This window comes from Kocuria kalidii, assembly GCF_044462225.1.
In the GTDB taxonomy this organism is placed as follows: Bacteria; Actinomycetota; Actinomycetes; order Actinomycetales; family Micrococcaceae; genus Kocuria; species Kocuria kalidii.
Map to the genome: position 1 here is coordinate 1 of NZ_JBISWJ010000110.1, position 24,616 is coordinate 24,616.

Here is a 24,616-nt window from a genome sequence, read left to right on the forward strand (position 1 = left end):
GCACCCGGGCCGGGGCGGCCCGCGCCGGGCTGCGCGGGAGGCGCTACAGGGAGAGGTCGATGGCTCGGTCGGTCGGGGCCACCGGCTCCGGCAGACGGGTCGAGCCCATGAGGAACCGCTCGACGGCGGCCGCGCACGCGCGGCCCTCGGCGATCGCCCAGACCACCAGGGACTGGCCGCGGCCGGCGTCGCCGCACGCGAACACGCCGTCCACGTTGGTCATGTACTGGTCGTCGCGGGCCACGTTGGTCCGGCCGTCCAGCTCGGCGCCGATCTGCTCGGTGATCTCCCCGGACTCGTTGCCGGTGAAGCCCAGGGCCAGCAACACCAGGTCCGCCGGGATCACCCGCTCGGTCCCCTCCTTCGGCGCGCGGCGGCCGTCGGGCAGGTACGCGGTCTCGGCGACCTTCAGCCCGGTCAGCCGGCCGTCCTCCCCCACGAACTCCACGGTCGAGGCCAGGTAGGTCCGGTCGCCGCCCTCCTCGTGCGAGCTCGAGACCTCGAAGACCCGGGGCATCATGGGCCACGGATCGGCGTCGGAGCGGTCCGCGGCCGGCTTGCGCCCGATGGCCAGCGAGGTGATCGACGCCGCGCCCTGGCGGTTGGCGGTGCCGATGCAGTCCGACCCGGTGTCGCCGCCGCCCAGGACGATGACGTGCTTGCCCGCGGCGTCGATCTGGTCCGCGACCTCGTCGCCGGCCACCACCCGGTTGCCCTGCACGAGGTAGTCCATCGCGAAGTGGACGCCGTCGAGGTCCCGGCCCGGGATCCCCAGGTCACGCGGGACCGTGGCGCCGGTGGCGACCACCACGGCGTCGTAGCGGCGCTTGAGCTGGTCCCAGGTGATGTCCTTGCCGATCTCCACCCCGGGGCGGAAGCGGGTGCCCTCGGCGCGCATCACGTCCAGCCGCCGGTCGAGCACCTCCTTCTCCATCTTGAAGTCGGGGATGCCGTAGCGCAGCAGGCCGCCGATCCGGTCGTCGCGCTCGTAGACCGCCACCGTGAACCCCGCCTGCGTGAGCTGCTGGGCGACGGCGAGGCCGCCCGGGCCGGAGCCCACGACCGCCACCGTCTTGCCGACCAGGCGCTGCGGGACGAACGGCTTGACGATGCCCTCGTCGAAGCCCATCTCCCCGATCGAGTACTCGATCTGCTTGATGGTCACCGCGGGCTGGTTGATGCCGAGCACGCACGAGGACTCGCACGGCGCCGGGCAGACCCGCCCGGTGAACTCCGGGAAGTTGTTGGTGGCGTGCATGCGCTCGACCGCCTCGGTGTCGAGGCCCCGCCACACGAGGTCGTTCCACTCGGGGATCAGGTTGCCCAGCGGGCAGCCCTCGTGGCAGAAGGGGATCCCGCAGTCCATGCACCGGCCGGCCTGCTTCTGCAGGACCCCCCGGTCCTGGGCCTCCTGGACCTCCTTCCAGTCCATGATCCGGACCGGCACCGGCCGCTTGGGGCGGTCGACGCGCTCGGTCACCTTCAGAAAACCGCGCGGATCAGCCACGGGTCGTCACCTCCAGGATCTTGTGCCAGGCCTCGTCGCCGTCGGGGTCCTGCCCCTGCGTCCGGGCCTCTTCGCGGATGCCCTGCACGGCGGCGTACTCCCGCGGCAGGACCTTGGTGAAGCGCCCGAGCGTGGCCACGGGGTCGGCCAGGAGCCGGTCCGCGAGCTCGGAGCCGGTCTCCTCGGCGTGCCTCGTGATGAGCCCGACCACCGTCTCGGCATCCGCCTCGTCCAGCGGCAGCAGCTGCAGCTCGCCGCTGTCCCGCGCCTGCTTGTTGACCGAGGTCTCGGCGAGGTCGATGACGTAGGCCACGCCGCCGGACATGCCGGCGCCGAAGTTGCGGCCGGTGCGGCCGAGCACCAGGGCGGTGCCGCCGGTCATGTACTCGCAGCCGTGGTCGCCGATGCCCTCGACCACCGCGGTGGCGCCCGAGTTGCGCACCAGGAACCGTTCGCCCACGGTCCCGCGCAGGAAGATCTCGCCGCTCGTGGCGCCGTAGCCGATCACGTTGCCCGCGACGACGTTCTCGGACGCCTCGAACACCGCGTCCCGCTCGGGGCGCACGATGAGCCGTCCGCCGGAGAGGCCCTTGCCGCTGTAGTCGTTGGCGTCGCCCTCCAGGCGCAGGGTGATGCCCTGCGGGAGGAACGCGCCGAGGGACTGCCCGGCCTGGCCGGTGAGCGTCACGTCGATCGTGTCGTGCGCGAGGACGTCCGTGCCGAACGTCCTCGTCACCACGTGGCCGAGCATCGTGCCCACCGCGCGGTCCGTGTTGATGATCCGCTGCTGGATCCGCACGGGCTCCCGCTTCTCGAGGGCGGCCCGGGAGAGGCGGATGAGCTCGTTGTCGAAGTGCTTCTCCAGTTCGTGGTCCTGGCTGCGCGTGTTGCGCACCGCGGCCCCGCGGTGCTCGAGCACCGTGGAGTGCAGGATCGGCGAGAGGTCGAGCCCGTGCGCCTTCCAGTGGTCGATGGCGTCCTTGGTCTCGAGGACCTCGGCGTGCCCGACGGCCTCCTCGATCGAGCGGAACCCGAGCTCGGCCAGGTACTCCCGGACCTCCTCGGCGATGAACTCGAAGAAGTTGACGACGTGGTCGGCCTGGCCCGTGAACCGCTTGCGCAGCTCCGGGTTCTGGGTGGCCACGCCCACCGGGCAGGTGTCGAGGTGGCACTTGCGCATCATGATGCAGCCCTCCACGATCAGCGGGGCCGTGGCGAAGCCGAACTCCTCCGCGCCGAGCAGCGCCGCGATGACCACGTCGCGCCCGGTCTTCATCTGCCCGTCGGCCTGGACGACCACCCGGTCCCGCAGCCCGTTGAGCATCAGGGTCTGCTGGGTCTCGGCGAGGCCGAGCTCCCACGGGGCGCCGGCGTGCTTGAGCGAGTTCAGCGGCGCCGCGCCGGTGCCGCCGTCGTGCCCCGAGACGAGCACCACGTCCGCCTTGGCCTTGGTCACGCCCGCGGCCACGGTGCCGATCCCGATCTCGGAGACCAGCTTCACGTGCACGCGGGCCTGCGGGTTGGAGCGCTTGAGGTCGTAGATCAGCTGCGCCAGGTCCTCGATCGAGTAGATGTCGTGGTGCGGCGGCGGCGAGATCAGGGACACGCCCGGGGTCGAGTGGCGCGTCTGGGCGATCCACGGGTAGAGCTTCTGGGCCATCAGCTGGCCGCCCTCGCCGGGCTTGGCGCCCTGGGCCATCTTGATCTGGATGTCGTCGGCGTTGGTCAGGTACAGGCTCGTGACGCCGAACCGCCCGGAGGCCACCTGCTTGATCGCCGAGCGCCGCCGCGGGTCGAGCAGACGGTCGACGTCCTCGCCGCCCTCACCGGTGTTGGACTTGCCGCCGATCCGGTTCATCGCGATCGCCAGGGTCTCGTGCGCCTCCTGGGAGATGGAGCCGTAGCTCATCGCACCGGTCTGGAAGCGCTTGACGATCGAGCTGACGGACTCGACCTCCTCGAGCGGCACCGGCGTGCGGTCGGCGGAGAAGCCCAGCAGCCCGCGCAGGGTCAGCAGCTTCTTGGTCTGGTCGTCCACGAGCTTGGTGTAGGACTTGAAGATGTCGTAGCGGCCGGTGCGGGTCGCGTGCTGGAGACGGAAGACGGTCTGCGGGTTGAACAGGTGCGGCGGGCCGTCCCGGCGCCAGTCGTACTCGCCGCCGGTCTCGAGGTCCCGGTAGGGCTCGGTCACGCCGTCCTCGGGATAGGCGCGCCGGTGCCGGGACGCCGTCTCCTCCGCGATCACGTCGAGGCCGATGCCGCCGATCTGGGTGTGGGTGCCGGTGAAGTAGTCGTCCACGAGCTCCCGCGACAGGCCGAGGGCCTCGAAGACCTGGGCGCCGCAGTAGGAGGAGACCGTCGAGATGCCCATCTTGGACATGATCTTCTGCACACCCTTGCCCAGGGCCTTGATCAGGTTGTGCACCGCGTGCTCCGCGGTGATCCCGGTGAGGTCGCCCGAGCGCACGAGCTCCTCCGCGGACTCCATCGCCAGGTACGGGTTCACGGCGGACGCCCCGTAGCCGATGAGCAGCGCCACGTGGTGGACCTCGCGCACGTCGCCGGCCTCCACGATCAGCGCTACCTTCGTGCGGGTCGCCGAGCGCAGGAGGTGGTGGTGCACGGCGGAGGTCAGCAGCAGCGAGGGGATCGGCGCCCAGGCGCCGTTGGAGTCGCGGTCCGAGACGATCACGTACTCCACGCCGCGGGCCACGGCCGCGGAGACCTTCTCGCTGATCTCCGCGATCCGGGCGCGCAGGGAGTCCGCGCCGCCGTCGGGGCGGTACAGGCCACGGATCTTGAGGGCCGCGGGCAGCCCGTCCTCGTTCTCGATGTGCAGGAACTGGTCCAGCTGGTCGTTGTCGATGACCGGGAAGTCCACCTGCACCTGGCGGGTGCACACCCGCTCCGTGGTCAGCAGGTTCCCAGTGGGCCCCACGGACCCGCGCAGGCTCGTGACGAGCTCCTCGCGGATGGCGTCCAGCGGCGGGTTGGTGACCTGGGCGAAGGACTGCACGAAGTAGTCGAAGAGGGTGCGGGACTTCTCGGAGAGCACCGCGATCGGGGTGTCGGTGCCCATCGCGTAGATCGGCTCGGCGCCCTTGGCCGCCATGGGCCCCACGATCATCTTCAGCTCCTCCTGCGTGTACCCGAAGGTCTTCTGGCGCAGGGTGATGGAGGAGCGCGGGTGGACCATGTGCTCGCGCTCGGGCAGGTCCTTGATGTCGATGATGTTGTCGTCGGCCCACTCGGCCCACGGGGCGGCCGAGGCGACCTGCTCCTTGATCTCGGCGTCCTCGACGATCCGCCGCTGCGCGGTGTCCACGAGGAACATCGCGCCCGGGGAGACACGGCCCTTGCGCACGATCTTGCGGTCCCCGACGTCGACGACGCCGACCTCCGAGGCGAAGACGACCAGGCCGTCCTCGGTGACCCAGAACCGGCCCGGGCGCAGCCCGTTGCGGTCCAGCAGCGAGCCGACCTGCACGCCGTCGGTGAAGGCCACGGCGGCCGGCCCGTCCCACGGCTCCATGAAGGAGGCGTGGTAGCGGTAGAACGCCTTGCGGGCGGGGTCCATGGTCTCGTGGTTCTCCCAGGCCTCCGGGATCATCATCATCATGGCCTGGGTGACGGGGCGGCCCGAGAGCACGAGCAGCTCGGCGACCTCGTCCAGGGACTGCGAGTCGGAGGCGCCCTCCGAGCAGATGGGGAACAGCTCCTCGGGGTTGCGGCCCAGCAGCGGGGACTTCAGCTGCGACTGGCGGGCGCGCATCCAGTTCCGGTTGCCCTTGACGGTGTTGATCTCGCCGTTGTGCGCGAGCGTGCGCATCGGCTGGGCCAGCGGCCACGAGGGGAAGGTGTTGGTGGAGAACCGGGAGTGCACGATCGCGAGCTCGGTGGTGAACCGGTCGTCGGACAGGTCCGGGTAGAAGGGCTCGAGCTGCTGGGTGGTCAGCATGCCCTTGTAGACGATCGTGCGCGAGGACAGCGAGGGGAAGTAGACGCCGGCCCGGTTCTGGGCGCGCTTGCGCAGCCGGAACGCCTTCTGGTCCAGGCGCTGCCGGGCGGCCTCGTCCTCGGGCGCCGGCGCGGTCTCCGCCACGAACAGCTGCACGAAGTAGGGCATGACCTCGAGCGCGGACCGGCCGACCACGGACTCGACCACCGGGACGGGCCGCCAGCCCAGGACCTGCAGGTCCTCCGAGCCGGCCAGCTCCTCGAGGACGCCCTGGATCCGCTCGGCGTTCTCGCCGCCGTGCGGGAGGAACGCGGTGCCCACGGCGTAGCCCCCCGCGGGCGGCAGCTCGAAGTCCAGCACCGCGCGGAAGAAGGCGTCCGGCAGCTGCGTCAGGAGCCCGGCGCCGTCCCCGGTGCCCTCGTCTCCGCCCACGGCCCCGCGGTGCTCCAGATTGCGCAGGGCGGTCAGGGCGGCGTCGACGATCTCGTGGCTCGGGATGCCGCTGAGGGTCGCGACCACGGCCAGGCCGCAGGCGTCCTTCTCCTCGTCCGGGTGGTAGAGACCCTGCTCCTCGGGCGCGTTCGAGAACTGCTCGAACGGGGACGCCGCCTGCTCCTGCGCGGTCTCGGCGGGACGCCGGTCCGTGCCGACCTGGTCGGGATTGTCACCGGGGGTGCCGGCCGGGGTAGAAGTCATGACAGACGTCTCCTCACCATGGGATGCGGTCAACAGGAGCGGCCCCCGCGGCAGAGCTCCGGTCGGGAGGTGCCGCCGGATCGTGAGCTGCCGCCGGCACCCTCGGGCAGTGGTCGAGGAGGTGCAGGACGGTCGAAGGGCCCCGTTCCATGAATGTCCGACGATGGACGATCGTGGCGGGCGCACGAGCGGTGGACGTGGTTCACCCGTCGTCCGGTCATGCGCCAGAAAAATCTAGCACTCAGATGTTACAGCTCTGAAAACTCCCGAGCCACACGCCCGGTCCCGGCGCCGGGCGGGGTATCAGGTGCGCGCGGCGTCCACGGCGCCGCCCCGGGCCCTGCGGCGGCGGTGCACGATCACGGCGAACAGCGTCAGCCCCAGCAGGACGACCCCCAGGGACGTCCAGACGTGCACGCGGGCCCCCAGCACCATGAGGGACGGGTCGATCCGCAGGAACAGCTCGATGAGCATCCGGCCGATGCCGTAGTGCACGAGGTAGAGGGCGAAGAGGCGCCCGCCGTCGAGGCGGAACCTCCGGTCGAGGGCCAGCAGCAGCACCACGCCGAGCAGGTTCCACAGGGACTCGTAGAGGAACGTCGGGTGGAAGAGGGTGTCCGCGGGCAGGCCGGCCGGGAAGGTGGCGCTGCCGGGGTCGATCTCCAGACCCCACGGCAGCGTGGTGGGCCGCCCGAAGAGCTCCTGGTTGAACCAGTTGCCCCAGCGCCCGATGGCCTGGGCCAGCAGCAGCCCGGGCGCCGCGGCGTCGGCGAAGACGGCCAGGGAGACCCCGTGCCGGCGGCACACCCACCACGCGGCGACGGCACCGAAGGCCACGGCCCCCATGATCCCGAGCCCGCCCTCCCAGATCCGCAGCGCGTCGACCGGGTCGGCCCCCGGGCCGAAGTAGCCGGCGGGGTCGGTGACGAGCACGTGGTAGACCCGCGCGCCCACGATCCCGGCGGGCACGGCCCAGAGCACGACGTCCCACACGATGTCGGGGTCGAGCCCGCGGGCCTCCCAGCGGCGCGTGGTCAGCCACAGGGCCGCGGCGATGCCCGCGAGGATGCACAGGGCGTAGGCGTGCACCGTCAGCGGGCCGGCCGAGAAGCCGGTCCAGTCCGGGGACGGCAGGCCCTGGCCGAGCGGGACGCTCATGAGGGCGGGCACGGGGGGAACGGCGCTCAGCAGCATGCGGTGGGGCCTCGGCTCGTGGGGTGGTCGGGACGCGGAGGCCCACCCGTGGAGGGGCGGGTCCGCCCCGTCACGCTATCAGGCGCGCCCGGCCAGTTCCCGGGCCAGCGCGCCCACGGCCTCGGGACCGCCGTCGGCCAGGGCCTTCACCAGGGCCGTGCCCACGATGACGCCGTCCGCGTAGGCGCCGATCTCCTCGACGTGCTCCCGGCGGGAGACGCCCAGGCCCACGCACACGTGCTGCGCCCCGGCCGCGCGCGTGTCCGCGACGAGCTGCTCGGCGACGTCGGAGACGGCGTCGCGGGCGCCGGTGACGCCCATCACGGAGACAGCGTAGACGAAGCCGCTCGCGGCTTTGACCACCAGGTCGAGCCGCTCCCGCGAGGAGGAGGGGGCCACGAGGAAGATCCGGTCCAGACCGTGGGCCCGGGACGCGGCGAACCAGTCGCCGGCCTCGTCGGGGATCAGGTCGGGGGTGATGATGCCCGCTCCCCCGGCCTCGGCGAGGCGCGCGGCGAACGTGTCGACGCCCATCTGCAGGACGGGGTTCCAGTAGGTCATCACCACCGGCACCGCCTCGGTGCGCTCGGCCACGGCACGGACCACGCGGAAGACGTCCGCCACCCGGAAGCCGTTGGCGAGGGCGGTCGTCGTCGCGTGCTGGATCACGGGACCGTCCATGACGGGGTCCGAGTACGGGATCCCGATCTCGATGACGTCGGCGCCGTTGGCACCCAGGGCCACGGCGGCCTCGATGGACTCCTCCACGGTCGGGAAGCCGGCCGGGAGGTAGCCGACCAGGGCCGGTCGTCCCAGCGCCCGGCACTCGGCGATGCGGGCCGCGAGGCGGGAGGCGGGGTCGGCCTCCAGCCCGGCCGGCAGGAGGCGGGACGCGAGGTCGGCCCCGGAGGTCTCGTGCTCGGTGGTGCTCACAGTCGCTCGCCCTTCTCGCCGAGCTCTGCCTCGGCGCTGTCGTCCGGGAGCAGCCCGAACCATTCCGCGGCGGTCGCCACGTCCTTGTCGCCGCGGCCCGACAGGGAGACGACGATGATCTTCTCCGCGGCAGCCTCCGGACCGAGCTCCTCGGCCCAGCGGCGGCCGATCTTCAGGGCCCCGGCCAGGGCGTGGGACGTCTCGATGGCGGGGATGATGCCCTCGGTGCGGCACAGGAGCCGGAAGGCCTCCATGGCCTCCTTGTCGCTGATCGCCTCGTAGCGCGCCCGTCCGATGTCGTGCAGGTAGGAGTGCTCGGGACCCACGGCCGGGTAGTCCAGGCCCGCGGAGATCGAGTGCGACTCCAGCGTCTGCCCGTCCTCGTCCTGCATCAGGTAGGTCTTCGCCCCGTGCAGCACGCCGGGTCGGCCCAGGGAGATCGTGGCGGCGTGCCGTCCGGTCTCCACGCCGTCCCCGCCGGCCTCCAGGCCGTACAGCTCCACGGCGGGATCGTCCAGGAAGCCGTGGAAGATGCCGATGGCGTTCGACCCGCCGCCCACGCACGCCGCGACGGCGTCCGGGAGGCGCCCGGTCTGCGCGAGGACCTGCTCCCGGGTCTCCTCGCCGATCTGCTCGTGGAAGTAGCGGACCATCGAGGGGAAGGGGTAGGGGCCCGCGGCGGTGCCCAGCAGGTAGTGGGTGTGCTCGACGGAGGCGACCCAGTCACGCAGGGCCTCGTTGATGGCGTCCTTGAGCGTGCGGGAGCCGTTCGTCACGGGCACCACGGTGGCGCCCAGCAGCTCCATGCGCGCCACGTTGAGCGCCTGCCGGCGGGTGTCCTCCTCGCCCATGTAGACCACGCACTCCATGCCGAAGAGGGCGGCCGCGGTGGCGGAGGCCACGCCGTGCTGCCCCGCGCCGGTCTCGGCGATCAGCCGGGTCTTGCCCATCCGCCGCGCCAGCAGGGCCTGGCCCAGCACGTTGTTGATCTTGTGCGAGCCGGTGTGGTTGAGGTCCTCCCGCTTGAGGAAGATCCGGCACCCGGCCTCCTCGGCGAAGCGCTGGGCCTCGGTGAGCAGCGAGGGCCGGTTCGAGTAGTCGCGGGAGAGCCGCTGGAACTCGTCGGTGAACTCCGGGTCGGCCTTCGCCTTCTCGAACACGTCGGTGAGCTCGTCGAGGGCGGCGATGAGGGACTCCGGCATCCACCGGCCCCCGAAGTCCCCGAAGTACGGGCCCGGGGCCCCGCGCAGGGAGGAGGCCTCCGCGGCTGCGGCCTCGGCCTCGGCCTCGGGGGCGTGCCGCCGGGCGCGGGCGGCCGCACCGGCGGCCCGGAAGCCCGCGATGGTCGACGCGGGATCCGCGCTGCGCACGAGGGCCTCGCCCACGAGGACGGCCTTGGCGCCGTGGGAGGCGTAGAGGGCGATCTGCTCCTCGCCCTCGACGCCGGACTCGGCCACGACCACCGCGTCCGGGGGCAGGAGCTCCGCCAGCCGCCCGAAGGTCGCGACGTCGATGTCGAGGGTCTTCAGGTTGCGGACGTTCACGCCCACGATCCGGGCGCCGACCGCCACGGCGCGCTCGATCTCCTCGGGGGTGTGGGTCTCCACCAGGGCGTGCATGCCCAGCTCGCGGGTCAGCTCGAGGAAGCGGCGCAGCTCGTCGTCGGTCAGTGCGGCCACGATGAGCAGGACGAGGTCGGCCCCGTGGGCCCGCGCCTCCCAGATCTGGTACTCGTCGACCGTGAAGTCCTTGCGCAGCACCGGGACCCCGACCGCCGCGCGCACGGCGTCGAGGTCCGCCAGCGAGCCGTTGAAGCGCCGCTGCTCGGTGAGCACGGAGATCACGGAGGCGCCGCCGTGCTCGTAGGACGCGGCCAGGCGCGCGGGATCGGTGATCGGCGCCAGCGCGCCCTTGGAGGGGCTGGAGCGCTTGACCTCGGCGATGACCTGCACGGCGTCCGGGCCGGGCCCCCGCAGGGCCGCCTCGGCGTCCAGGGCCGGCGGCCGCTGGGCGGCCATCCGGCGGAGCTCGTCGACACCGACGCGCTCGCGGCGCTCCGCGAGGTCCTCCCGGACGCCGTCGATGATGGCGTCCAGGACCGTCCCGGTGCTCTGTTGCGACATGGTTTCCCGTCCTCTCGGCGGCGCCGGCCGCCCTGGTGCGTTCCGGGGACCGGCGCGGCAGGCGCGCGTGCCCCGTGTCCGTGGCCGGCCCGCGCCGGCCCGGTGTCAGCCCTGGTGGTTGCGGGCCTCGTGCTTGCGCTGCTCGGAGCCGTGGCCGTGGCCCATGGAGCGGAGCACGGCCCCGGCGATGAGTCCGACGACGACCAGCACGATGCCCACGATCAGCACGACGGTGCTGCCCACCGTGAACCCGACCACGCCCACGATGACGCCCACCGACATGATGCCGATGGTCACCCAGGCGGCCAGCGTGTTCCCGTGCCCCACGAAGCCCGTGTGGTCGAGGACGATCTCGTTTCCGTTTGCCATCTCGTTGCACTCCCGATTTCCCTGCCGGAGCCGGGCGGCTCCGATCCCACGGCCCCGGCGAGGGGCGGCGGTTGCTGACAGTCTGTCCCGCTCCATTGTGCCACCCCTCGGCCGGAGTCCCGCACGCTCCGCGGGGCCTGCGCGCCTCGTGCACCCCGGCACGGCCGGCTCCCGTCGGTGCGGAGGGCCGGCAGGCCTCAGGCGGTGGGGTCCCGGCCCTCGGTGAGGGCGTCCCAGGAGTCGATCTCGCCGCCGCGGCCTCCTGCCGCGCCGGCGGACTCCTCCGCCCCGGAACGCTCGTAGCGCCGGCCCGTGGTCCACGACCGGCCCGCGACGAGGGTCCAGGCGCCGCACAGCGCCACCAGTGCCGCGGCTGCCGCGGCGAGCCACGGCCAGACCGTCACGGCGAAGTCACCGCCGGCGTTGATCATGCCGGTGGCCTCCCCCACGACGGTCCGCGCGGCACCGGCGGGGTCCGCCAGCACCGCCACGGACGCGGCCAGGGCACCGGCACCGGCCAGCAGGACCACCACGGCCACGACGGTGCGCAGCACCCGCCCGGAGATGGCGGTGGTGAGGGCACCGGCGGCCGCGACCAGACCGAGGGCGGTGACCGCCGGAGCGGCATCGGACCCGGCGACGTCCACGGTCACGGGCTGGAGCGTGGTCTGGACGGTCGCGGAGATCCACGTGGCGGCCGAGCACGCGAACACCGCGAGGGCCGCGACCAGCGTGCCGAGCACCACCGTGGGCCGCCGCGACAGGAGCCCCCGCCGGGACCGGCGGGCCTCAGGCACGCCCGGCTCCCGTCTCCGGCACGGCCACGCTGTCGAGGTCCAGGACGTGCAGCCGCTCGGCGAGCAGGACGGCCCGCAGCGGGGCGGTGGCCTTGGTGAGGGACTCGAGGGCCTCGGTCTCGGGGTCCGAGTCCGCGACGATCCCGCCGCCGGCCTGCACGTAGGCCCTGCCGTCGACGAGCAGGGCCGTGCGGATGGCGATGGCCATGTCCATGTCTCCCGCGAAGTCGAGGTAGCCGACCACCCCGCCGTAGACGGCGCGGCGCAGCGGCTCGTACTCGTCGAGCAGGCGCAGGGCCCTCGGCTTGGGCGCCCCCGAGAGGGTCCCGGCGGGGAACGTCGCGGCGAGCACGTCGTAGGCGGTGGCGTCCGGGCGCATCCGGCCGACCACGTTGGAGCACAGGTGCATGATGTGGCTGAAGCGCTCGACCTCCATGAACTCCGTGACCTCCACGGATCCCGGGACGGCGACCTTGGAGATGTCGTTGCGGGCCAGGTCCACGAGCATGAGGTGCTCGGAGCGCTCCTTCTCGTCCTGGAGCAGGTCCCGCTCCAGCGCGAGGTCCTCCTCGACCGTCCGCCCCCGCGGGCGGGAGCCGGCGATGGGGTGGGTCACCGCCTGGTCGCCGTTCACCGTCACGAGGGCCTCCGGGGAGGAGCCGACGATCGAGAAGGGCCGCCCGCCCGCGTCCTCGAAGCTGTAGAGGTACATGTACGGGCTGGGGTTGATCGCGCGGAGCATGCGGTAGACGTCGAGGGAGTCGGCGGTGCACTCGGTCTCGAAGCGGCGGGAGACGACCACCTGGAAGATGTCCCCGTCCACGATGGCCTTCTTGCCCGCCACGATGGAGTCCATGAAGAGGCTGCGGTCCCAGCTCTGGCCGACCCGGGACTCCAGGTCACCGCGGATCTCGTCGGTGCCGGTGAGCGTCGAGGCCGTGACGTGGTCCAGCGGCCGGGCGAGCCGCTCGAGCATCGCGTGCACGCGGTCGACCGCGTCGGCCCACGCCTCGTCGACGCGCTCGTCGGTGTCGTCGAAGTTGATCGCGTTGGCCACCAGCATCACGGTGCCGTCCGTGTTGTCGTGGATCGCGACGTCCGAGACCAGGTTCATGGCCAGCTCGGGGATGCGCAGGTCGTCCTCGGGCGGGTGCGGCAGCTTCTCCCAGCGGCGCACGGCCTCCCAGCCCACGAAGCCCACGAGCCCCGAGGTCAGCGGGGGGACGTCCGCGAAGCGCTCCGTGTGCAGCAGCGCCATGGTGTCCCGCAGCGCCTCGACGGGATTGCCGCCGGTGGGTGCGCCGGCGGGGGCCCGGCCGATCCAGTGCGCCTGCCCGTCCCGGGCGGTGAGGGTGGCCTGCGAGTTCGCGCCGACGAACGAGTAGCGTGACCAGACCCCGCCCTCGGCCGCGGACTCCATGAGGAACGTGCCCGGCCGTGCCGCCCCGTCCTCGAGCGCGAGCGCCCGGTAGAGACCGATCGGGGTCATGGCGTCCGCGAGGATCTTGACGCGGACGGGGATGACGCGGCGCTCCGCCGCGAGCGCGCGGAACTCCTCGAGCGTGGGGCTGATGGTGCCCAGGTCCTGCATGGGTGTCGACCTGACTTCCTGGTGGCGGACGGGGGTGCGGGGAGCGGGTGGGGTCAGACGGTGCCGACGGCGCCGAGGTCGCGGCCGTCGAAGCAGGTCCGGGTGCCCGTGTGGCAGGCCGCGCCGGTCTGGTCGACCTGGACCAGCAGGGCGTCGCCGTCGCAGTCGAGGTGCACGCTGTGCACCCGCTGCACGTGCCCGGACGTGTCGCCCTTGCGCCAGTACTCCTGACGGGACCGGGACCAGAACGTCACCCGGCCCTCCGTGAGGGTGCGGCGCAGTGCCTCGTCGTCCATCCAGCCCAGCATCAGCACCTCCTTGGTGTCGTGCTGCTGCACCACGGCGGCCACGAGGCCCGCGGGGTCCCGCTTGAGCCGCCGGGCCACGGCGGGGTCGAGGAGGTCGTTTCCGGGGTCGGGGCTCTGCTCGCTCATCGCCGTCCATCCTATCGACCCGTCCGCACGCCCCGGGACCGGGGCCGCCGCAGGGGTCCGCCGGGTGCGGGCGGGGACCCGGCCGGGGTCAGCAGGACTCCGGCGGCAGCTCCGCCCCGGGGTCCCCGGGGAGGTCACCGGCGTCCGGCGGGCCGGGCCACGGGCGCTCCCCGCCGTCCGCGTGGCCGAGCAGCCGGAGGGTCAGTGCCTCCCGGGCGGAGAGGAGCCCGTCGAGGGCCTGGGACAGGTCGCTGTCCGTCACCTCCCCGCCGCGCACGGCCGCCGCGAGCACGGCCCGGCGGACCAGCTCCTTCGGGAAGGACCCGGTGGTCCCCTCGGCGCGGGCGGCCGCGGCGTCGAGGGCGGCGGCGGAGAACGGCTGCTCCCCCGCGTAGCGGCGGAACAGCCGGCGCCGGGCGTCGTCGTCGGGCAGCGGGATCTCGACCGCGAGGTCCACGCGTCCCGGCCGCTCGGCGAGCGCCCGCTCCAGCACGGCGACGCGGTTGGTCGTCAGCACGAACGCCACGTCGGCGTCGCCGTCGAGCCCGTCCAGGGCGTCGAGCACCTCGAAGAGCACCGGCTGCGGCCCGTCCCCGAAGTCCCGGTCCATCGCGACGAGGTCGACGTCCTCGAGCACCACGACGGACGGCTGGAAGGTGCGGGCCACCTCGGCGGCGGCCCCGATGAGGTGCAGGCTCGACCCGGTGAGCAGGATCGCCGTGGTTCCCGGGGTGGCGCCGAGCAGGTGCCGGACCGTGAGGGTCTTGCCCGTGCCCGGCGGGCCGTGCAGCAGGATCCCGCGCTTGAGGTGCTGCCCCGCGGCCAGGAGGGTGTCCCGGTGCTCCCCGATGCCCACGACGTGCCCGACGACCTGCTCCAGCACTCCGTCGGGCAGCACGATCTCCTCGGCGGGCACGTGCGGGCGGCGCAGGAAGGTGGCCCCCGCCTCGCTGCCGTACTCGGTGGCGGTGAACGAGAGCACCTGGCCGCGCAGCACGCTGTGCTCGAGCATCAGCGCCCGCAGCCGGGCGAGGAACGTGCCGCAGACCGCGGGGTCCGCGGCGAGCACCTCCAGCACCACGAGCGGCTGCCCGTAGTCGGGGCGGGGCATGCGCTGGAGGACGGCCAGCGGCACCCCGTCCACGGCGAGGCAGCGGATGCCGAACGCGACGACCTGCCGTTCGGAGTCCGGGCCCGTGGCGCGGGTCGCGTAGTCGACGGGGCCGACGTCCGCCCCGGCGTACGGGGCGGTGAGCAGCTCGGCGAAGCCGATGCCCTGGCGCGCCGACCCGCCGCTGACGCCCAGGAGGGAGCCCGGGCCGTCCCCGGCCAGTGCGGTGAGCGCGATGTCGACGTCGGCGAGCCGGTGCGGGGCGAACTCCTCCGAGACCACGGGCAGGGTGCGCACGTCCGTCCCGAGCACGCCGGAGAGGTGCTGCCCGAGCGGCGTGGGCTGGTCGCCGCGCTCGGGCGGCAGGGCGGCCAGGCGGTCCACCAGCCGCCGGACCGAGCGCAGGAGGAGGGCGTCGTCCGGGTCAGGGGTGGTGCCGGCGGAGGCGGAGGGTTCCATGGGGAGACCTTACCGGGACGGCGGGCAGGCGGGTGGCGGCGACGGCCAGGAAGGACACCGCGAGGATGAGCACGGACACGCCGAGGGCGTACGTGCCCACGGCGCGGTAGCCGCCCACCAGGGCGGGGTCGAGGAAGAAGTAGGGGTACCAGCCCACCATCCGCCCCCGCACGAGGGTGTACACGGCCCACATCGCCGGGAAGACGGTGGAGACCCAGGTGGAGGCCCAGCGCAGCCGCCGGCGTCCCGGTGCCAGCAGGAAGTCCGCCACGGCGTAGACGGGGAGCACGAAGTGCAGGACCTTCGAGGACAGCGGGACGAGGAAGAGGTGGCCGAACAGCTCGGCGTTGGCCAGCAGCACCCCGAACACCGACCCGGAGACCACCGTGTAGGTCGTGGCCATCGCCCGGAAGCCGGTCAGCCAGCCCGGCTCCGCGGCGCGGGCGGCCGTGTACAGCGTGGCCAGCAGCAGGGCCAGGACCATCAGGACGGCGCTGTGGATCGTGAAGTAGCTGAACAGGTTGGTCCCGAGACACGTCCGGGTCACGAAGGCGCAGTCCGCCCGGGAGACCAGGGCCCAGAGGGCGACCGCCAGGGCACAGGCCCGGACGGCGACGACGACGACGAGTCGCACGTGTGACCTCCTCCCGGCCCCGCTCGGCCCTCCGTGGTCCAGGATAGGAGGTCGAGCGACGCCCCGGCGTCCGCCCGTGCCCCTGCCGGGCACGGGCGACAGGGCCTATCGTGGAAGCAGGGACGAAGTACGGCCACGGCGGGCGGGACGGCGACGACGATGCACTCCAGGACGACGGCGGGGCGGGCCCGCGCGGCAACCGGCACGGCGGCGGCCGCCGTGCTCGCCGCGGCGCTGCTGAGCGGGTGCGGGGACGCCGGCTCACCGGGCCCCGTCCCCCCCACGGCCTCCGCGCCCGTCGCCACGTCGACGCCGGGCACGTCCGGTCCCCCCGCTGCGTCCGCCGACGGCCGGTGGGGCGCGTACCCGGACCGGCGTGAGGCCTGCGCGGCCGTCGCCGACCACCTCCTGGCGCTCGCCCTGCTCCCCGCCAACCTCTCGGCCGGCCCCACCGTGGAGCAGGTCCAGGACGTCGAGGACGAGGTCGAGGCGGTGCTGGCCGCCGCTCCCCCGGAGCCGGCCCGGGACCTGGCGCGGGTGCAGCTGCTGGTCGACTCCTACGGCGAGGCGCTGGAGGAGGACCCCTCGGCGCGCTTCGACGGGCAGGCGCTCGACGAGGCGCTCGCCCCCGTGCGGGAGTGGCTGGACGAGACCTGCCGGGACGCGGGCTGAGCCGGCGGCATCAGGTGTGCAGCGTGGTCCCGGGTGCCTCTCCGAACCGGTCCCGGTAGGCGGTCGCGAAGCGGCCGGCATGGGCGAATCCCCAGCGCGCCGCGACGGTCGCGACGGTCGTCCCTCCGGTCGGATCGGCGCGCTGCAGGTCCCGTCGGGCGGCGTCCAGCCGGGCCTCGCGCAGGTGGCCGACGGGGGTGCGCCCGAGCTCCCTGCGGAACGCCGCCTGCAGTCCGCGCGGGCTCATCCGTGCGGCCGCGGCGATCTCGGCCAGACCGATGTCCTCGTGCAGGTGCTCGTCGACGAAGGCGACCGCCCGGCGCAGCTGGGCCGGCAGCACGGAGCCGGTCCCCGACGGCGCCGGCCGGTCCAGGAAGGTGTTCGGGAAGCAGTGCAGGAGGGCCGTGGCCAGTGCCCGGAAGGCCTCTGCCTGCACGAGCGGCGTCCGGATGGTCGCCGCGTGGGGCAGGAGGTCCTGCTGGAAGTGCCTGACCTGAGTGAGCCAGTACCGGGTCATCTGCGCGGACACCGGCGTGTGACCCGTGAAGCGCAGCGCGAACGCCGGGGAGCCGAGCAGGTCGCGTGCGAGCTCCTGGACCGGCTCCGCCTCCAGGACCACGGTGTTCAGCTCGAGCAGTCCGTCCCACCGGCCGCCGTAGAGTCCCTGCGGCAGCAGGAACGGCAGGGTGGTGGCGATCCTGTCCCTCCCGGAGCTCACCGCCAGGTTCCCCGTCAGGATCTGGACGACCGAGTAGGTGCCCGAGACGTCCCCCGTGCCCGAGGACTCCGAGGTGGCCAGGAGGAACCGGTGCGCCAGCAGGTGCCCCACGGAGGCCGCCGCCATGCGCAGCTCGAACGAGCCGTCGGTGGGTGCCCGCATGCCGAGACCCGTGTAGAGCTCGGACATCGCCGCGATGCCCCGGTCCGGGTCGTGCGTGGCGTAGGACGTCCGCCGCACCGGCACCGGCGCGGGGCCGGAGTCGGCCGGCGGATCCGGGCTCTCGGAGGAGGTCATGGGCGTCCTCGGTGCGTCCCCGGGGCGGCCCCGACGGGAGCCGCCCCGGGACGGTGCGCTACCGGCGGTTGAGGAGGCCCTTCAGCTTGCCGCCCAGCCCGCGGCCACCGCTCTTCCCGGCGCCCGCCTGACCGGCGGTGTTCATGCCCCCGGAGGCCCGGCGGCCTCCGGCGGAGCGTCCCCCGGCGCCGCGTCCGGTGACATTCCCGATGATGCTCTTCAGTCCCACGGTGGGCTCCTTGGTGGTCGGTCGGTCGAGCGACTGTCGTCAGCTCACTGTCGACTCTACGCCCGGGGGCCCTCCCCCGGCTACGGGACCGTTCAGCGGACCTCGTGGCCCGCCGTGCGCAGCGCGTCCTTGACCTCGGCGATCGCGTGGACGGGCCCGAAGTGGAAGATCGAGGCCGCGAGCACGGCGTCGGCGCCCGCCTCCACGGCCGGCGGGAAGTGCTCGGGCGCGCCCGCGCCCCCGGAGGCGATGAGGGGCACGTGCACCCGGGCACGCACGGCCCGGATCATCTCCAGGTCGAAGCCCTCCTGGGTGCCGTCCGCGTCCATGGAGTTGAGCAGGATCTCCCCCACGCCCCGCTCCTCGGCCTCCTGCGCCCAGTCCAGGGCGTCGAGACCGGTCAGCGTGCGCCCCCCGTGGGTCGTGACCTCGAAGCCCGAGGCGGTGTTGCCCGTGCGCCGGGCGTCGAGGGAGAGCACGAGGACCTGGCTCCCGAAGTGCCCGGTGATCTCGTCGATGACGCCGGGGCGGGCGACCGCGGCGGTGTTGATGGAGGCCTTGTCCGCACCGCAGCGCAGCAGCCGGTCGACGTCGGCGACCGCGCGGACGCCGCCGCCCACGGTCAGCGGGATGAAGACCTGCTCGGCGGTGCGGGAGACGACGTCGAAGGTCGTGGCACGGGCGGCGGAGGACGCCGTCACGTCGAGGAAGGTCAGCTCGTCGGCGCCGGCCTGGTTGTACCGCTTGGCGAGCTCCACCGGGTCACCGGCGTCGCGCAGGTTCTCGAAGTTCACGCCCTTGACGACTCGACCGGCGTCGACGTCCAGGCACGGGATGACACGTACGGCAACGCCCACGGGCGGCACCTCCTCGGCTGCGGGGATGGGGAGGAAGGGGATGGAGGACGGGGCGGGAGGCTCAGATCCGGGCGGCCTGGATCGGGGAGACCAGGATCGCGCGCGCCCCGACGTCGTAGAGGGCGTCCATGACCTTGTTGGTGTCGGACTTGGGGACCATGACGCGCACCGCGGACGCGTTGCCTCGGCCGAGCGGGGAGATGGTGGGGCCCTCCATCCCGGGGGTGATCCGGCTGACCGCCTCGATGAGGTCGTCGGCGACGTCGTAGTCCATCATCACGTACTGCCGGGCCACGAGCACGCCCTGCAGACGGCGGCGCAGGACGGCGAGGCCCTCCGGCTCCTCGGCGGCGCGGCTGCGCACGAGCAGCGCCTCGGAGGTCATGATGGGCTCGCCGAAGACCTGCAGGCCGGCGGCGCGCAGGGTGTTGCCCGTCTCCACGACGTCGGCGATCGCGTCGGCCACCCCCAGCCGGATGGACGACTCGACGGCGCCGTCCAGGCGCACCACGGAGGCCTCCACGTCCCGCTCGGCGAGGTAGTCGCGCAGCACGCCGTCGTAGCTCGTGGCGATCCGCCGGCCGGCCAGCTCGTCGACCGAGGAGAACTCGCCCACCGGCCCGGCGAAGCGGAACGTGGAGCGGGCGAAGTCGAGCGCCAGGTCCTCGTCCGCGTGGGCACCGGAGTCCAGGAGCAGGTCCCGGCCGGTGATCCCGACGTCGAGGATGCCCCCGCCCACGTACACCGCGATGTCGCGCGGGCGCAGGTAGAAGAACTCGACGTTGTTCTCGGGGTCCACGAGCACCAGCTCGCGCGAGTCGCGGCGCTGCCGGTAGCCCGCCTCCTTGAGCATGGTGACGGAGGACTCGGACAGCGCACCCTTGTTGGGCACTGCGACACGCAGCATGGGATTCCTTCTCGGCATCGTCGGGGCTTCGGTGGTACGGGGGCGGCGGGGCGCTCAGAGGTGGCGGTAGACGTCCTCGAGCCGCAGGCCCTTCGCGACCATCATCACCTGCAGGTGGTAGAGCAGCTGGGAGATCTCCTCCGCGGCCTCCTCGGCGGTCTCGTACTCGCACGCCATCCAGACCTCGGCGGCCTCCTCGACGACCTTCTTGCCGATGCCGTGCACGCCGGAGTCCAGCTCCCGGACCGTTCCGGAGCCTTCCGGGCGGGACACGGCTTTGTCGCTGATCTCGGCGAAGAGGGTCTCGAAGGTTTTCACGACTACCAGGGTAATGGGTCCGCGCGCGCCTCCCGACCGGCCGGGGCCGTGCAGCGCGGGGCGGGGCTCAGACGCCCAGGGAGCGCAGCAGCAGCGCGGTCCGCACCGCCGCGGCCGTGGCCTCGTACCCCTTGTCCTCCCGGGACCCCTCGAGGCCGGCGCGGTCCAGTCCCTGCTGCTCGGTGTCGCACGTCAGCACGCCGAAGCCCACCGGCACGCCGGTGCGCACCGACACGTCCGTGAGGCCCTGGGTGGCCGCCGAGCACACGTAGTCGAAGTGCGGGGTGCCGCCGCGGATGACCACCCCGAGCGCGACCACGGCGTCGAGGCCCGGCGCGAGGCGCGCCGCGGCGACCGGCAGCTCGAAGCTGCCCGGTACGCGCACGACCGGCGCCTCGGTCACGCCGGCGTCGGCGAGGGCCCGGCGGGCGCCGTCGAGCAGCCCGTCCATGATCACCGTGTGCCAGCTCGAGGCGACGACGGCGACGCGCAGACCGCTCGCGTCGGCGCTGCTGAGGTCGATGTCGGGGGCTCCGTGTCCGCTCATGGGGTGGGGTCTCCTGTCCTGTCGGTCCGACCGGCGGGGTCCGCCGGTCCGGTGCGGTGGGCGGTGGTCTCGTCCACGTGGCGCAGCCGGTGCCGCATGCGGTCCCGCTTGGTCGCCAGGTAGTCGTGGTTCTCCGGCCGGGCCGGCACCTCGTTGGGCACCATCGACACGACGTCGATGCCCAGCTCGGCCAGTCGCTCGGCCTTGGCCGGGTTGTTGCTCAGCAGCCGGATCCGGGTCAGACCGAGCCGGTGCAGGATGACCGCCGCCGCGGTGTAGTCCCGGGCGTCGGCGGGCAGGCCGAGCAGCTCGTTCGCCTCGACCGTGTCCGCGCCCGCGTCCTGGAGCTTGTAGGCGCGCAGCTTGTTGACCAGCCCGATCCCCCGGCCCTCGTGGTTGCGCAGGTAGAGCAGGGTGCCGCCGTCGTCGGCGATCCGCCGCAGGGCCAGGTGCAGCTGGGGCCCGCAGTCGCACCGGTAGGAGCCGAAGACGTCCCCCGTGAGGCACTCGGAGTGCAGCCGCACGAGCGGGGGCTGCCCCACGGGCACACGCTCCGAGGACGGTGCGGTGAGGCTGAGGTGCTCGGCGACGGCGTCCCCGGGCCCGCCGGGCAGCTGCCAGCCGATCACCTCGAAGCGGCCCTCGGGCGTGGGCACGACCACGGGCTCGGAGCTGACCAGGGGGGTGTCCGGCCTCATCGGCGGTCCTCCAGCAGCTGGTCCGCCAGGTCCTCGATGCTCACGAGCGGAATGCCGTGCCGGTCGGCGAACGCGCGCAGGGCGGGCAGGCGCATCATCGAGCCCTCGTCGTGGACGAGCTCGGCGATCACGCCGACCGGCTCGAGCCCGGCGAGGACGCAGAGCTCGACGGCGGCCTCGGTGTGCCCGCGGCGGACGGCGACCCCGCCGTCCGCCGCCCTGAGCGGCAGCACGTGCCCGGGCCGGGTGATGTCCTCCGGACCGGCGGCCGGATCCGCGAGCACCTGGGCGGTGAGCGCACGGTCGGCGGCGCTGATCCCGGTGCTGACCCCGTGCCGGGCGTCGCACGTGACGGTGTAGGCGGTGCCCTTCGAGTCCTCGTTGACGGCGACCATCGGGGGCAGCCGCATGGCGTCGGCCCGGGCCCCGGTCATGGGCACGCACACGACCCCGGAGGTGTGCCGGACCGTGAACCCCATGAGCTCGGGCGTGGCGAGCTGGGCCGCGAAGACGATGTCGCCCTCGTTCTCCCGGTCCGCGTCGTCCACGACGACGACGGCCCGCCCCCGGGCCAAGGCCTCGACGGCCGCGCCCACGGGGTCGAGCCGGATCTCACCGGTCCCTCCGTCCCCGCCGCGGTCGGTCCCCTCGTGCGTGCTGCTGGTCGGCATCATGCTCCTTCTCCTGCCGTGGGCCGGGCCTCGTCCGGCGCCGGGGTGCTGTCGGACCGGGCGAAGGCCAGCAGGCGCTGGGCGTACTTCGCCAGGACGTCGACCTCCAGGTTGACGGACGCGCCGACCGGCCGGCGCCCGAGGGTCGTCTCGGCGAGGGTCGCCGGGATGAGCCCGACCTCGAACCAGTGCTCCTTGGCTCCGGGGCCGCTGACCGCCGTCACGGTGAGGGACACGCCGTCCACGGCGACCGACCCCTTCTCGGCGAGGAAGGGGGCCAGTTCCGCGGGCACGGCGATCCGCACGCGTTCCCACGCCCCCAGGTCCTCCCGCGCCGAGACGGTGCCCGTGCCGTCCACGTGGCCCTGGACGACGTGCCCGTCGAGGCGCCCGCCCGCGGGCACGCAGCGCTCCAGGTTCACGGCGTCGCCCACGGCCAGGGCCCCCAGGTTGGTGCGGGCCAGGGTCTCGCCGATGACGTCGGCGAGGAACTGCCCGGACCCGATCTCCTCGGTGCGCGTGGCCGTGAGGCACACCCCGTTGACGGCCAGCGAGCCGCCGTGCGGCAGGTCGGCGACGATCGGCCCGGCGTCCACGAGCAGGCGGGCGCTCGTGCCGTCCGGGCGGGGGTCGACCGAGCGCACGGTGCCCTGACCGGCGACGATTCCTGTGAACATGCGGTACGTCCTCTGTCTCTGTGTCTGGTGCTCTGTGTCTGGTGCTCTGTGTCTGCTGCTCTGCGTCCCGGGACCGTCGACCCGTGCTGCCCGTGCCGCGCCCCCGTCCCGTCCGGTGCGTCGGGCGCCGCGGCGGCACGGGCCGCTCAGTCCGCGGGTGCGGGTCTCAGGTGGATCCACAGGTCCGGGCCGAGCTGCTGCACGGGTCCTCCGCCGGCGGTGTCGAGCCGCCACGGGGACGCGTCCGCGAGGGTGCCGATCCCCAGCTCCGCGAAGGCCGGCCGACCCGCCCCGAGGAGCAGCGGCGCCTGGTAGAGGCTGAGCTCGTCGACGAGGCCGGCGCGCAGGAAGCCCGCGGCGACCGTGGCGCCGCCCTCGATCAGCACGTGGCGCACACCGGCGTCGTAGAGCTCCGCCAGGGCGGAGTGGGGGTCGTGGGTGGCGACGTGCCGGAAGCGCCCGTCCGTGCCGCGGATCGCAGCGTCCAGGGGCACGGCGCGCAGGCCCATGGCCACGCGCAGCGGCTGCCGCCGGACGGCGCCGTCGCCGGTGCGGGCGGTGAGCCGCGGATCGTCGGCCAGCACCGTGCCGCTGCCCACGAGGACGGCGTCGGCGCGGGCCCGCAGCTCGTGGCCGTGCTCGCGGGCCGACGACGACGTGATCCACCGGCTGGTCCCGTCCGCGGCGGCGATCCTGGCGTCGAGGCTCTGGGCGACCTTCAGGGTGACGAACGGGCGCTGGGCGCGCGTCGTCTCGACCCAGCGGTCGTTGAGCCGCTCCGCGTCGCCGGCCAGCAGCCCGCCGTGGACCTCGACCCCCGCCGCCCGCATGGTGCCGGCCCCACCGGCGGCGGCCGTGCGGTCCGGCGCGCCGAAGACCACGCGGGGCACGCCGGCCTCCACGATCGCCGCGGAGCACGGGCCCGTCCGGCCCCAGTGGTCGCACGGCTCGAGGGTCACGTACATCGTGGTGCCGCTCAGGTCGGTGCCGGCGGAGACGGCCCGCTCCAGGACGTCGACCTCGGCGTGGGCCGTGCCCGCCCCGCGGTGGTGGCCGACGTGCAGGATCCGGCCGGAGCCGTCGACGAGGACCGCTCCGACGAGCGGGTTGGCACCGCGCGGACCGCGCGCCGCCGCGTCCAGGGCGGTCCGCATGACCGACCGCTCGGCGTCCTCGCCGAGCCGGTGCTGCGGGTCCATCGCGTCGTCCTTTCCCGGGGTGGAACCGGGGTGCAGGACAACGGTGCCGCCGTCGTGGCCCGCGGGCCGTCGACGGCGCCGTGGGCAGTGCCGTCGACGGCACGCCACGAGGGCCGTTGAACGTGTTGCCTTCCATCCAGACTGTGACTGTCGGTACCGGAGTTCCACCGGTTCGGCCGGACGACCGGCCGACGGGGGCGCTGAGCACCCGCACGGACGTGGTCGTCCGGTTCGCGGACTGTGACCGCCGGTTCGGACTTGCACCGACCCCGGAACACGTTGTTCGTGCCCCGATTATGTCACAGGGCGCCCCCGGCCACGGTCCACGGCGCCGCGCCGGAGGCGCTCAGTCCTGCGCGCCCCGGGCCGCCTCGCGCAGGGCCGTGATCGCGGCCTCCGCGTCCCCCGCCCCGTAGACGGCGGAGCCCGCGACGAAGGTGTCGGCCCCCGCCTCGGCGGCCCGCACGATCGTCTCCTCCGTGATCCCGCCGTCCACCTGCAGGGCCACCCGCCCTCCGCCCGCGCGGACCGCCGCGGCGGCCCGCCGGATCTTCGGCAGGGTGACGTCGAGGAAGGCCTGCCCGCCGAAGCCCGGTTCCACGGTCATGACCAGCAGCAGGTCCAGCTCCGGCAGCAGATCCAGGTACGGCTCGACGGGGGTCGCGGGGCGCAGCGCCATCCCGGCCCGGGCTCCGTGGGCGCGCAGCTCGCGGGCCAGCTTCAGCGGCGCGCGCGCGGCCTCGGCGTGGAAGGTGACCGATTCGCAGCCGAGCTCGGCGTAGCCGGCGGCCCAGCGGTCGGCGTCCTCGATCATCAGGTGCACGTCCAGGGGGATCGCGCTGACGGCGAGGATCCGCTCGACGAGGGGCATGCCCAGCGTCAGGTTCGGGACGAAGTGGTTGTCCATGACGTCCACGTGCACGGCGTCGGCGGTGGTGATCCGGCCGAGCTCGGCCTCCAGGTTGACGAAGTCGGCGGAGAGGATCGAGGGGTGGATGCAGGTGCGGGACACGGGGCCTC

23 protein-coding genes and 1 riboswitch are annotated in these 24,616 nt (G+C 73.6%); of the genes, 1 reads left to right on the forward strand and 22 read right to left on the reverse strand.

Annotation, left to right across the window (positions count from 1 at the left end):
- Positions 1-43 precede the first annotated feature (43 nt).
- From ACH9D3_RS16280 to ACH9D3_RS16330, 11 genes are all read right to left on the reverse strand, one after another.
- The gene (locus ACH9D3_RS16280; RefSeq protein ID WP_396411727.1) at positions 44-1,507 is read right to left on the reverse strand and encodes a glutamate synthase subunit beta; all 1,464 of its coding nucleotides are present in this window, start codon (positions 1,505-1,507) and stop codon (positions 44-46) included.
- Positions 1,500-6,161: a glutamate synthase large subunit gene (gltB, locus tag ACH9D3_RS16285; protein WP_396411728.1), complete on the reverse strand. Its 4,662-nt coding sequence runs from the start codon at positions 6,159-6,161 to the stop codon at positions 1,500-1,502. Before gltB ends, ACH9D3_RS16280 begins: the two co-directional genes overlap by 8 nt.
- A 303-nt stretch (positions 6,162-6,464) precedes the next feature.
- On the reverse strand, positions 6,465-7,355 hold the full coding sequence (lgt, locus tag ACH9D3_RS16290) for a prolipoprotein diacylglyceryl transferase (RefSeq protein ID WP_396411729.1): 891 nt from the start codon (positions 7,353-7,355) through the stop codon (positions 6,465-6,467).
- A 78-nt stretch (positions 7,356-7,433) separates the two neighbouring features.
- Complete coding sequence (trpA, locus tag ACH9D3_RS16295) at positions 7,434-8,237, reverse strand: tryptophan synthase subunit alpha (protein ID WP_396411753.1); 804 nt, start codon at positions 8,235-8,237, stop codon at positions 7,434-7,436.
- Between the two features lie 47 nt (positions 8,238-8,284).
- Entirely contained in the window at positions 8,285-10,411 is a 2,127-nt protein-coding gene (trpB, locus tag ACH9D3_RS16300; RefSeq protein ID WP_396411730.1) for a tryptophan synthase subunit beta, read from the reverse strand.
- A gap of 105 nt (positions 10,412-10,516) precedes the next feature.
- Positions 10,517-10,780 (reverse strand): HGxxPAAW family protein, encoded by a 264-nt coding sequence (locus tag ACH9D3_RS16305; RefSeq protein ID WP_396398337.1) that lies wholly within the window; start codon positions 10,778-10,780, stop codon positions 10,517-10,519.
- Between the two features lie 197 nt (positions 10,781-10,977).
- Positions 10,978-11,577, reverse strand: a complete 600-nt coding sequence (locus ACH9D3_RS16310; RefSeq protein WP_396411731.1) for a Trp biosynthesis-associated membrane protein — start codon at positions 11,575-11,577, stop codon at positions 10,978-10,980.
- Positions 11,570-13,168: an anthranilate synthase component I gene (locus ACH9D3_RS16315; protein ID WP_396398339.1), complete on the reverse strand. Its 1,599-nt coding sequence runs from the start codon at positions 13,166-13,168 to the stop codon at positions 11,570-11,572. Before ACH9D3_RS16315 ends, ACH9D3_RS16310 begins: the two co-directional genes overlap by 8 nt.
- A 53-nt stretch (positions 13,169-13,221) precedes the next feature.
- Positions 13,222-13,602 (reverse strand): phosphoribosyl-AMP cyclohydrolase, encoded by a 381-nt coding sequence (hisI, locus tag ACH9D3_RS16320; protein ID WP_396411732.1) that lies wholly within the window; start codon positions 13,600-13,602, stop codon positions 13,222-13,224.
- A gap of 88 nt (positions 13,603-13,690) precedes the next feature.
- Positions 13,691-15,172, reverse strand: coding sequence for an AAA family ATPase (locus ACH9D3_RS16325; protein WP_396411733.1), 1,482 nt, complete (start codon positions 15,170-15,172; stop codon positions 13,691-13,693).
- Positions 15,138-15,806 (reverse strand): Pr6Pr family membrane protein, encoded by a 669-nt coding sequence (locus ACH9D3_RS16330; protein ID WP_396411734.1) that lies wholly within the window; start codon positions 15,804-15,806, stop codon positions 15,138-15,140. The genes ACH9D3_RS16325 and ACH9D3_RS16330 overlap by 35 nt, the downstream gene beginning before the upstream one ends.
- A 159-nt stretch (positions 15,807-15,965) precedes the next feature.
- On the opposite strand from ACH9D3_RS16330, the gene ACH9D3_RS16335 reads away from it, so the two are divergent.
- Positions 15,966-16,478: a hypothetical protein gene (locus ACH9D3_RS16335; RefSeq protein WP_396411735.1), complete on the forward strand. Its 513-nt coding sequence runs from the start codon at positions 15,966-15,968 to the stop codon at positions 16,476-16,478.
- A gap of 10 nt (positions 16,479-16,488) precedes the next feature.
- Here the strand turns inward: ACH9D3_RS16335 and ACH9D3_RS16340 are convergent, their stop codons facing one another.
- The 11 genes from ACH9D3_RS16340 to rpe form a co-directional block, all read right to left on the reverse strand.
- The gene (locus ACH9D3_RS16340; protein ID WP_396411736.1) at positions 16,489-17,493 is read right to left on the reverse strand and encodes a helix-turn-helix domain-containing protein; all 1,005 of its coding nucleotides are present in this window, start codon (positions 17,491-17,493) and stop codon (positions 16,489-16,491) included.
- 58 nt (positions 17,494-17,551) lie between these two features.
- Positions 17,552-17,722: a hypothetical protein gene (locus tag ACH9D3_RS16345; protein WP_396398345.1), complete on the reverse strand. Its 171-nt coding sequence runs from the start codon at positions 17,720-17,722 to the stop codon at positions 17,552-17,554.
- A gap of 92 nt (positions 17,723-17,814) precedes the next feature.
- Positions 17,815-18,579 (reverse strand): imidazole glycerol phosphate synthase subunit HisF, encoded by a 765-nt coding sequence (hisF, locus tag ACH9D3_RS16350; protein ID WP_396398346.1) that lies wholly within the window; start codon positions 18,577-18,579, stop codon positions 17,815-17,817.
- Between the two features lie 61 nt (positions 18,580-18,640).
- Positions 18,641-19,486, reverse strand: coding sequence for an ATP phosphoribosyltransferase (gene hisG, locus ACH9D3_RS16355; RefSeq protein ID WP_396398347.1), 846 nt, complete (start codon positions 19,484-19,486; stop codon positions 18,641-18,643).
- A gap of 54 nt (positions 19,487-19,540) precedes the next feature.
- The gene (locus tag ACH9D3_RS16360; protein WP_396398348.1) at positions 19,541-19,804 is read right to left on the reverse strand and encodes a phosphoribosyl-ATP diphosphatase; all 264 of its coding nucleotides are present in this window, start codon (positions 19,802-19,804) and stop codon (positions 19,541-19,543) included.
- A 67-nt stretch (positions 19,805-19,871) separates the two neighbouring features.
- On the reverse strand, positions 19,872-20,351 hold the full coding sequence (gene ribH / locus ACH9D3_RS16365; protein WP_396398349.1) for a 6,7-dimethyl-8-ribityllumazine synthase: 480 nt from the start codon (positions 20,349-20,351) through the stop codon (positions 19,872-19,874).
- Positions 20,348-21,049, reverse strand: a complete 702-nt coding sequence (locus tag ACH9D3_RS16370) for a GTP cyclohydrolase II RibA (RefSeq protein ID WP_396411737.1) — start codon at positions 21,047-21,049, stop codon at positions 20,348-20,350. The genes ribH and ACH9D3_RS16370 overlap by 4 nt, the downstream gene beginning before the upstream one ends.
- Positions 21,046-21,720, reverse strand: coding sequence for a 3,4-dihydroxy-2-butanone-4-phosphate synthase (gene ribB / locus ACH9D3_RS16375; RefSeq protein ID WP_396398495.1), 675 nt, complete (start codon positions 21,718-21,720; stop codon positions 21,046-21,048). The genes ACH9D3_RS16370 and ribB overlap by 4 nt, the downstream gene beginning before the upstream one ends.
- Positions 21,720-22,397: a riboflavin synthase gene (locus tag ACH9D3_RS16380; RefSeq protein ID WP_396411738.1), complete on the reverse strand. Its 678-nt coding sequence runs from the start codon at positions 22,395-22,397 to the stop codon at positions 21,720-21,722. Before ACH9D3_RS16380 ends, ribB begins: the two co-directional genes overlap by 1 nt.
- Before the next feature lie 146 nt (positions 22,398-22,543).
- Positions 22,544-23,596 (reverse strand): bifunctional diaminohydroxyphosphoribosylaminopyrimidine deaminase/5-amino-6-(5-phosphoribosylamino)uracil reductase RibD, encoded by a 1,053-nt coding sequence (gene ribD / locus ACH9D3_RS16385; protein ID WP_396411739.1) that lies wholly within the window; start codon positions 23,594-23,596, stop codon positions 22,544-22,546.
- A gap of 118 nt (positions 23,597-23,714) precedes the next feature.
- Positions 23,715-23,878, reverse strand: a riboswitch (FMN riboswitch).
- A gap of 64 nt (positions 23,879-23,942) precedes the next feature.
- Positions 23,943-24,608: a ribulose-phosphate 3-epimerase gene (rpe, locus tag ACH9D3_RS16390; RefSeq protein WP_396411740.1), complete on the reverse strand. Its 666-nt coding sequence runs from the start codon at positions 24,606-24,608 to the stop codon at positions 23,943-23,945.
- Positions 24,609-24,616 lie beyond the last annotated feature (8 nt).

Excerpts from the sequence above, each read along its gene's own strand:
- hisG (WP_396398347.1), bottom strand. The coding sequence starts at position 19,486 with ATGCTGCGTGTCGCAGTGCCCAACAAGGGTGCGCTGTCCGAGTCCTCC.
- ACH9D3_RS16380 (WP_396411738.1), bottom strand. The coding sequence starts at position 22,397 with ATGTTCACAGGAATCGTCGCCGGTCAGGGCACCGTGCGCTCGGTCGAC.
- ACH9D3_RS16315 (WP_396398339.1), bottom strand. The coding sequence starts at position 13,168 with ATGCAGGACCTGGGCACCATCAGCCCCACGCTCGAGGAGTTCCGCGCG.
- ribB (WP_396398495.1), bottom strand. The coding sequence starts at position 21,720 with ATGCCGACCAGCAGCACGCACGAGGGGACCGACCGCGGCGGGGACGGA.
- ACH9D3_RS16325 (WP_396411733.1), bottom strand. The coding sequence starts at position 15,172 with ATGGAACCCTCCGCCTCCGCCGGCACCACCCCTGACCCGGACGACGCC.
- ACH9D3_RS16340 (WP_396411736.1), bottom strand. The coding sequence starts at position 17,493 with ATGACCTCCTCCGAGAGCCCGGATCCGCCGGCCGACTCCGGCCCCGCG.
- gltB (WP_396411728.1), bottom strand. The coding sequence starts at position 6,161 with ATGACTTCTACCCCGGCCGGCACCCCCGGTGACAATCCCGACCAGGTC.
- ACH9D3_RS16335 (WP_396411735.1), top strand. The coding sequence starts at position 15,966 with ATGCACTCCAGGACGACGGCGGGGCGGGCCCGCGCGGCAACCGGCACG.
- ribD (WP_396411739.1), bottom strand. The coding sequence starts at position 23,596 with ATGGACCCGCAGCACCGGCTCGGCGAGGACGCCGAGCGGTCGGTCATG.
- trpB (WP_396411730.1), bottom strand. The coding sequence starts at position 10,411 with ATGTCGCAACAGAGCACCGGGACGGTCCTGGACGCCATCATCGACGGC.
- ribH (WP_396398349.1), bottom strand. The coding sequence starts at position 20,351 with ATGAGCGGACACGGAGCCCCCGACATCGACCTCAGCAGCGCCGACGCG.
- hisI (WP_396411732.1), bottom strand. The coding sequence starts at position 13,602 with ATGAGCGAGCAGAGCCCCGACCCCGGAAACGACCTCCTCGACCCCGCC.
- ACH9D3_RS16305 (WP_396398337.1), bottom strand. The coding sequence starts at position 10,780 with ATGGCAAACGGAAACGAGATCGTCCTCGACCACACGGGCTTCGTGGGG.
- ACH9D3_RS16370 (WP_396411737.1), bottom strand. The coding sequence starts at position 21,049 with ATGAGGCCGGACACCCCCCTGGTCAGCTCCGAGCCCGTGGTCGTGCCC.
- lgt (WP_396411729.1), bottom strand. The coding sequence starts at position 7,355 with ATGCTGCTGAGCGCCGTTCCCCCCGTGCCCGCCCTCATGAGCGTCCCG.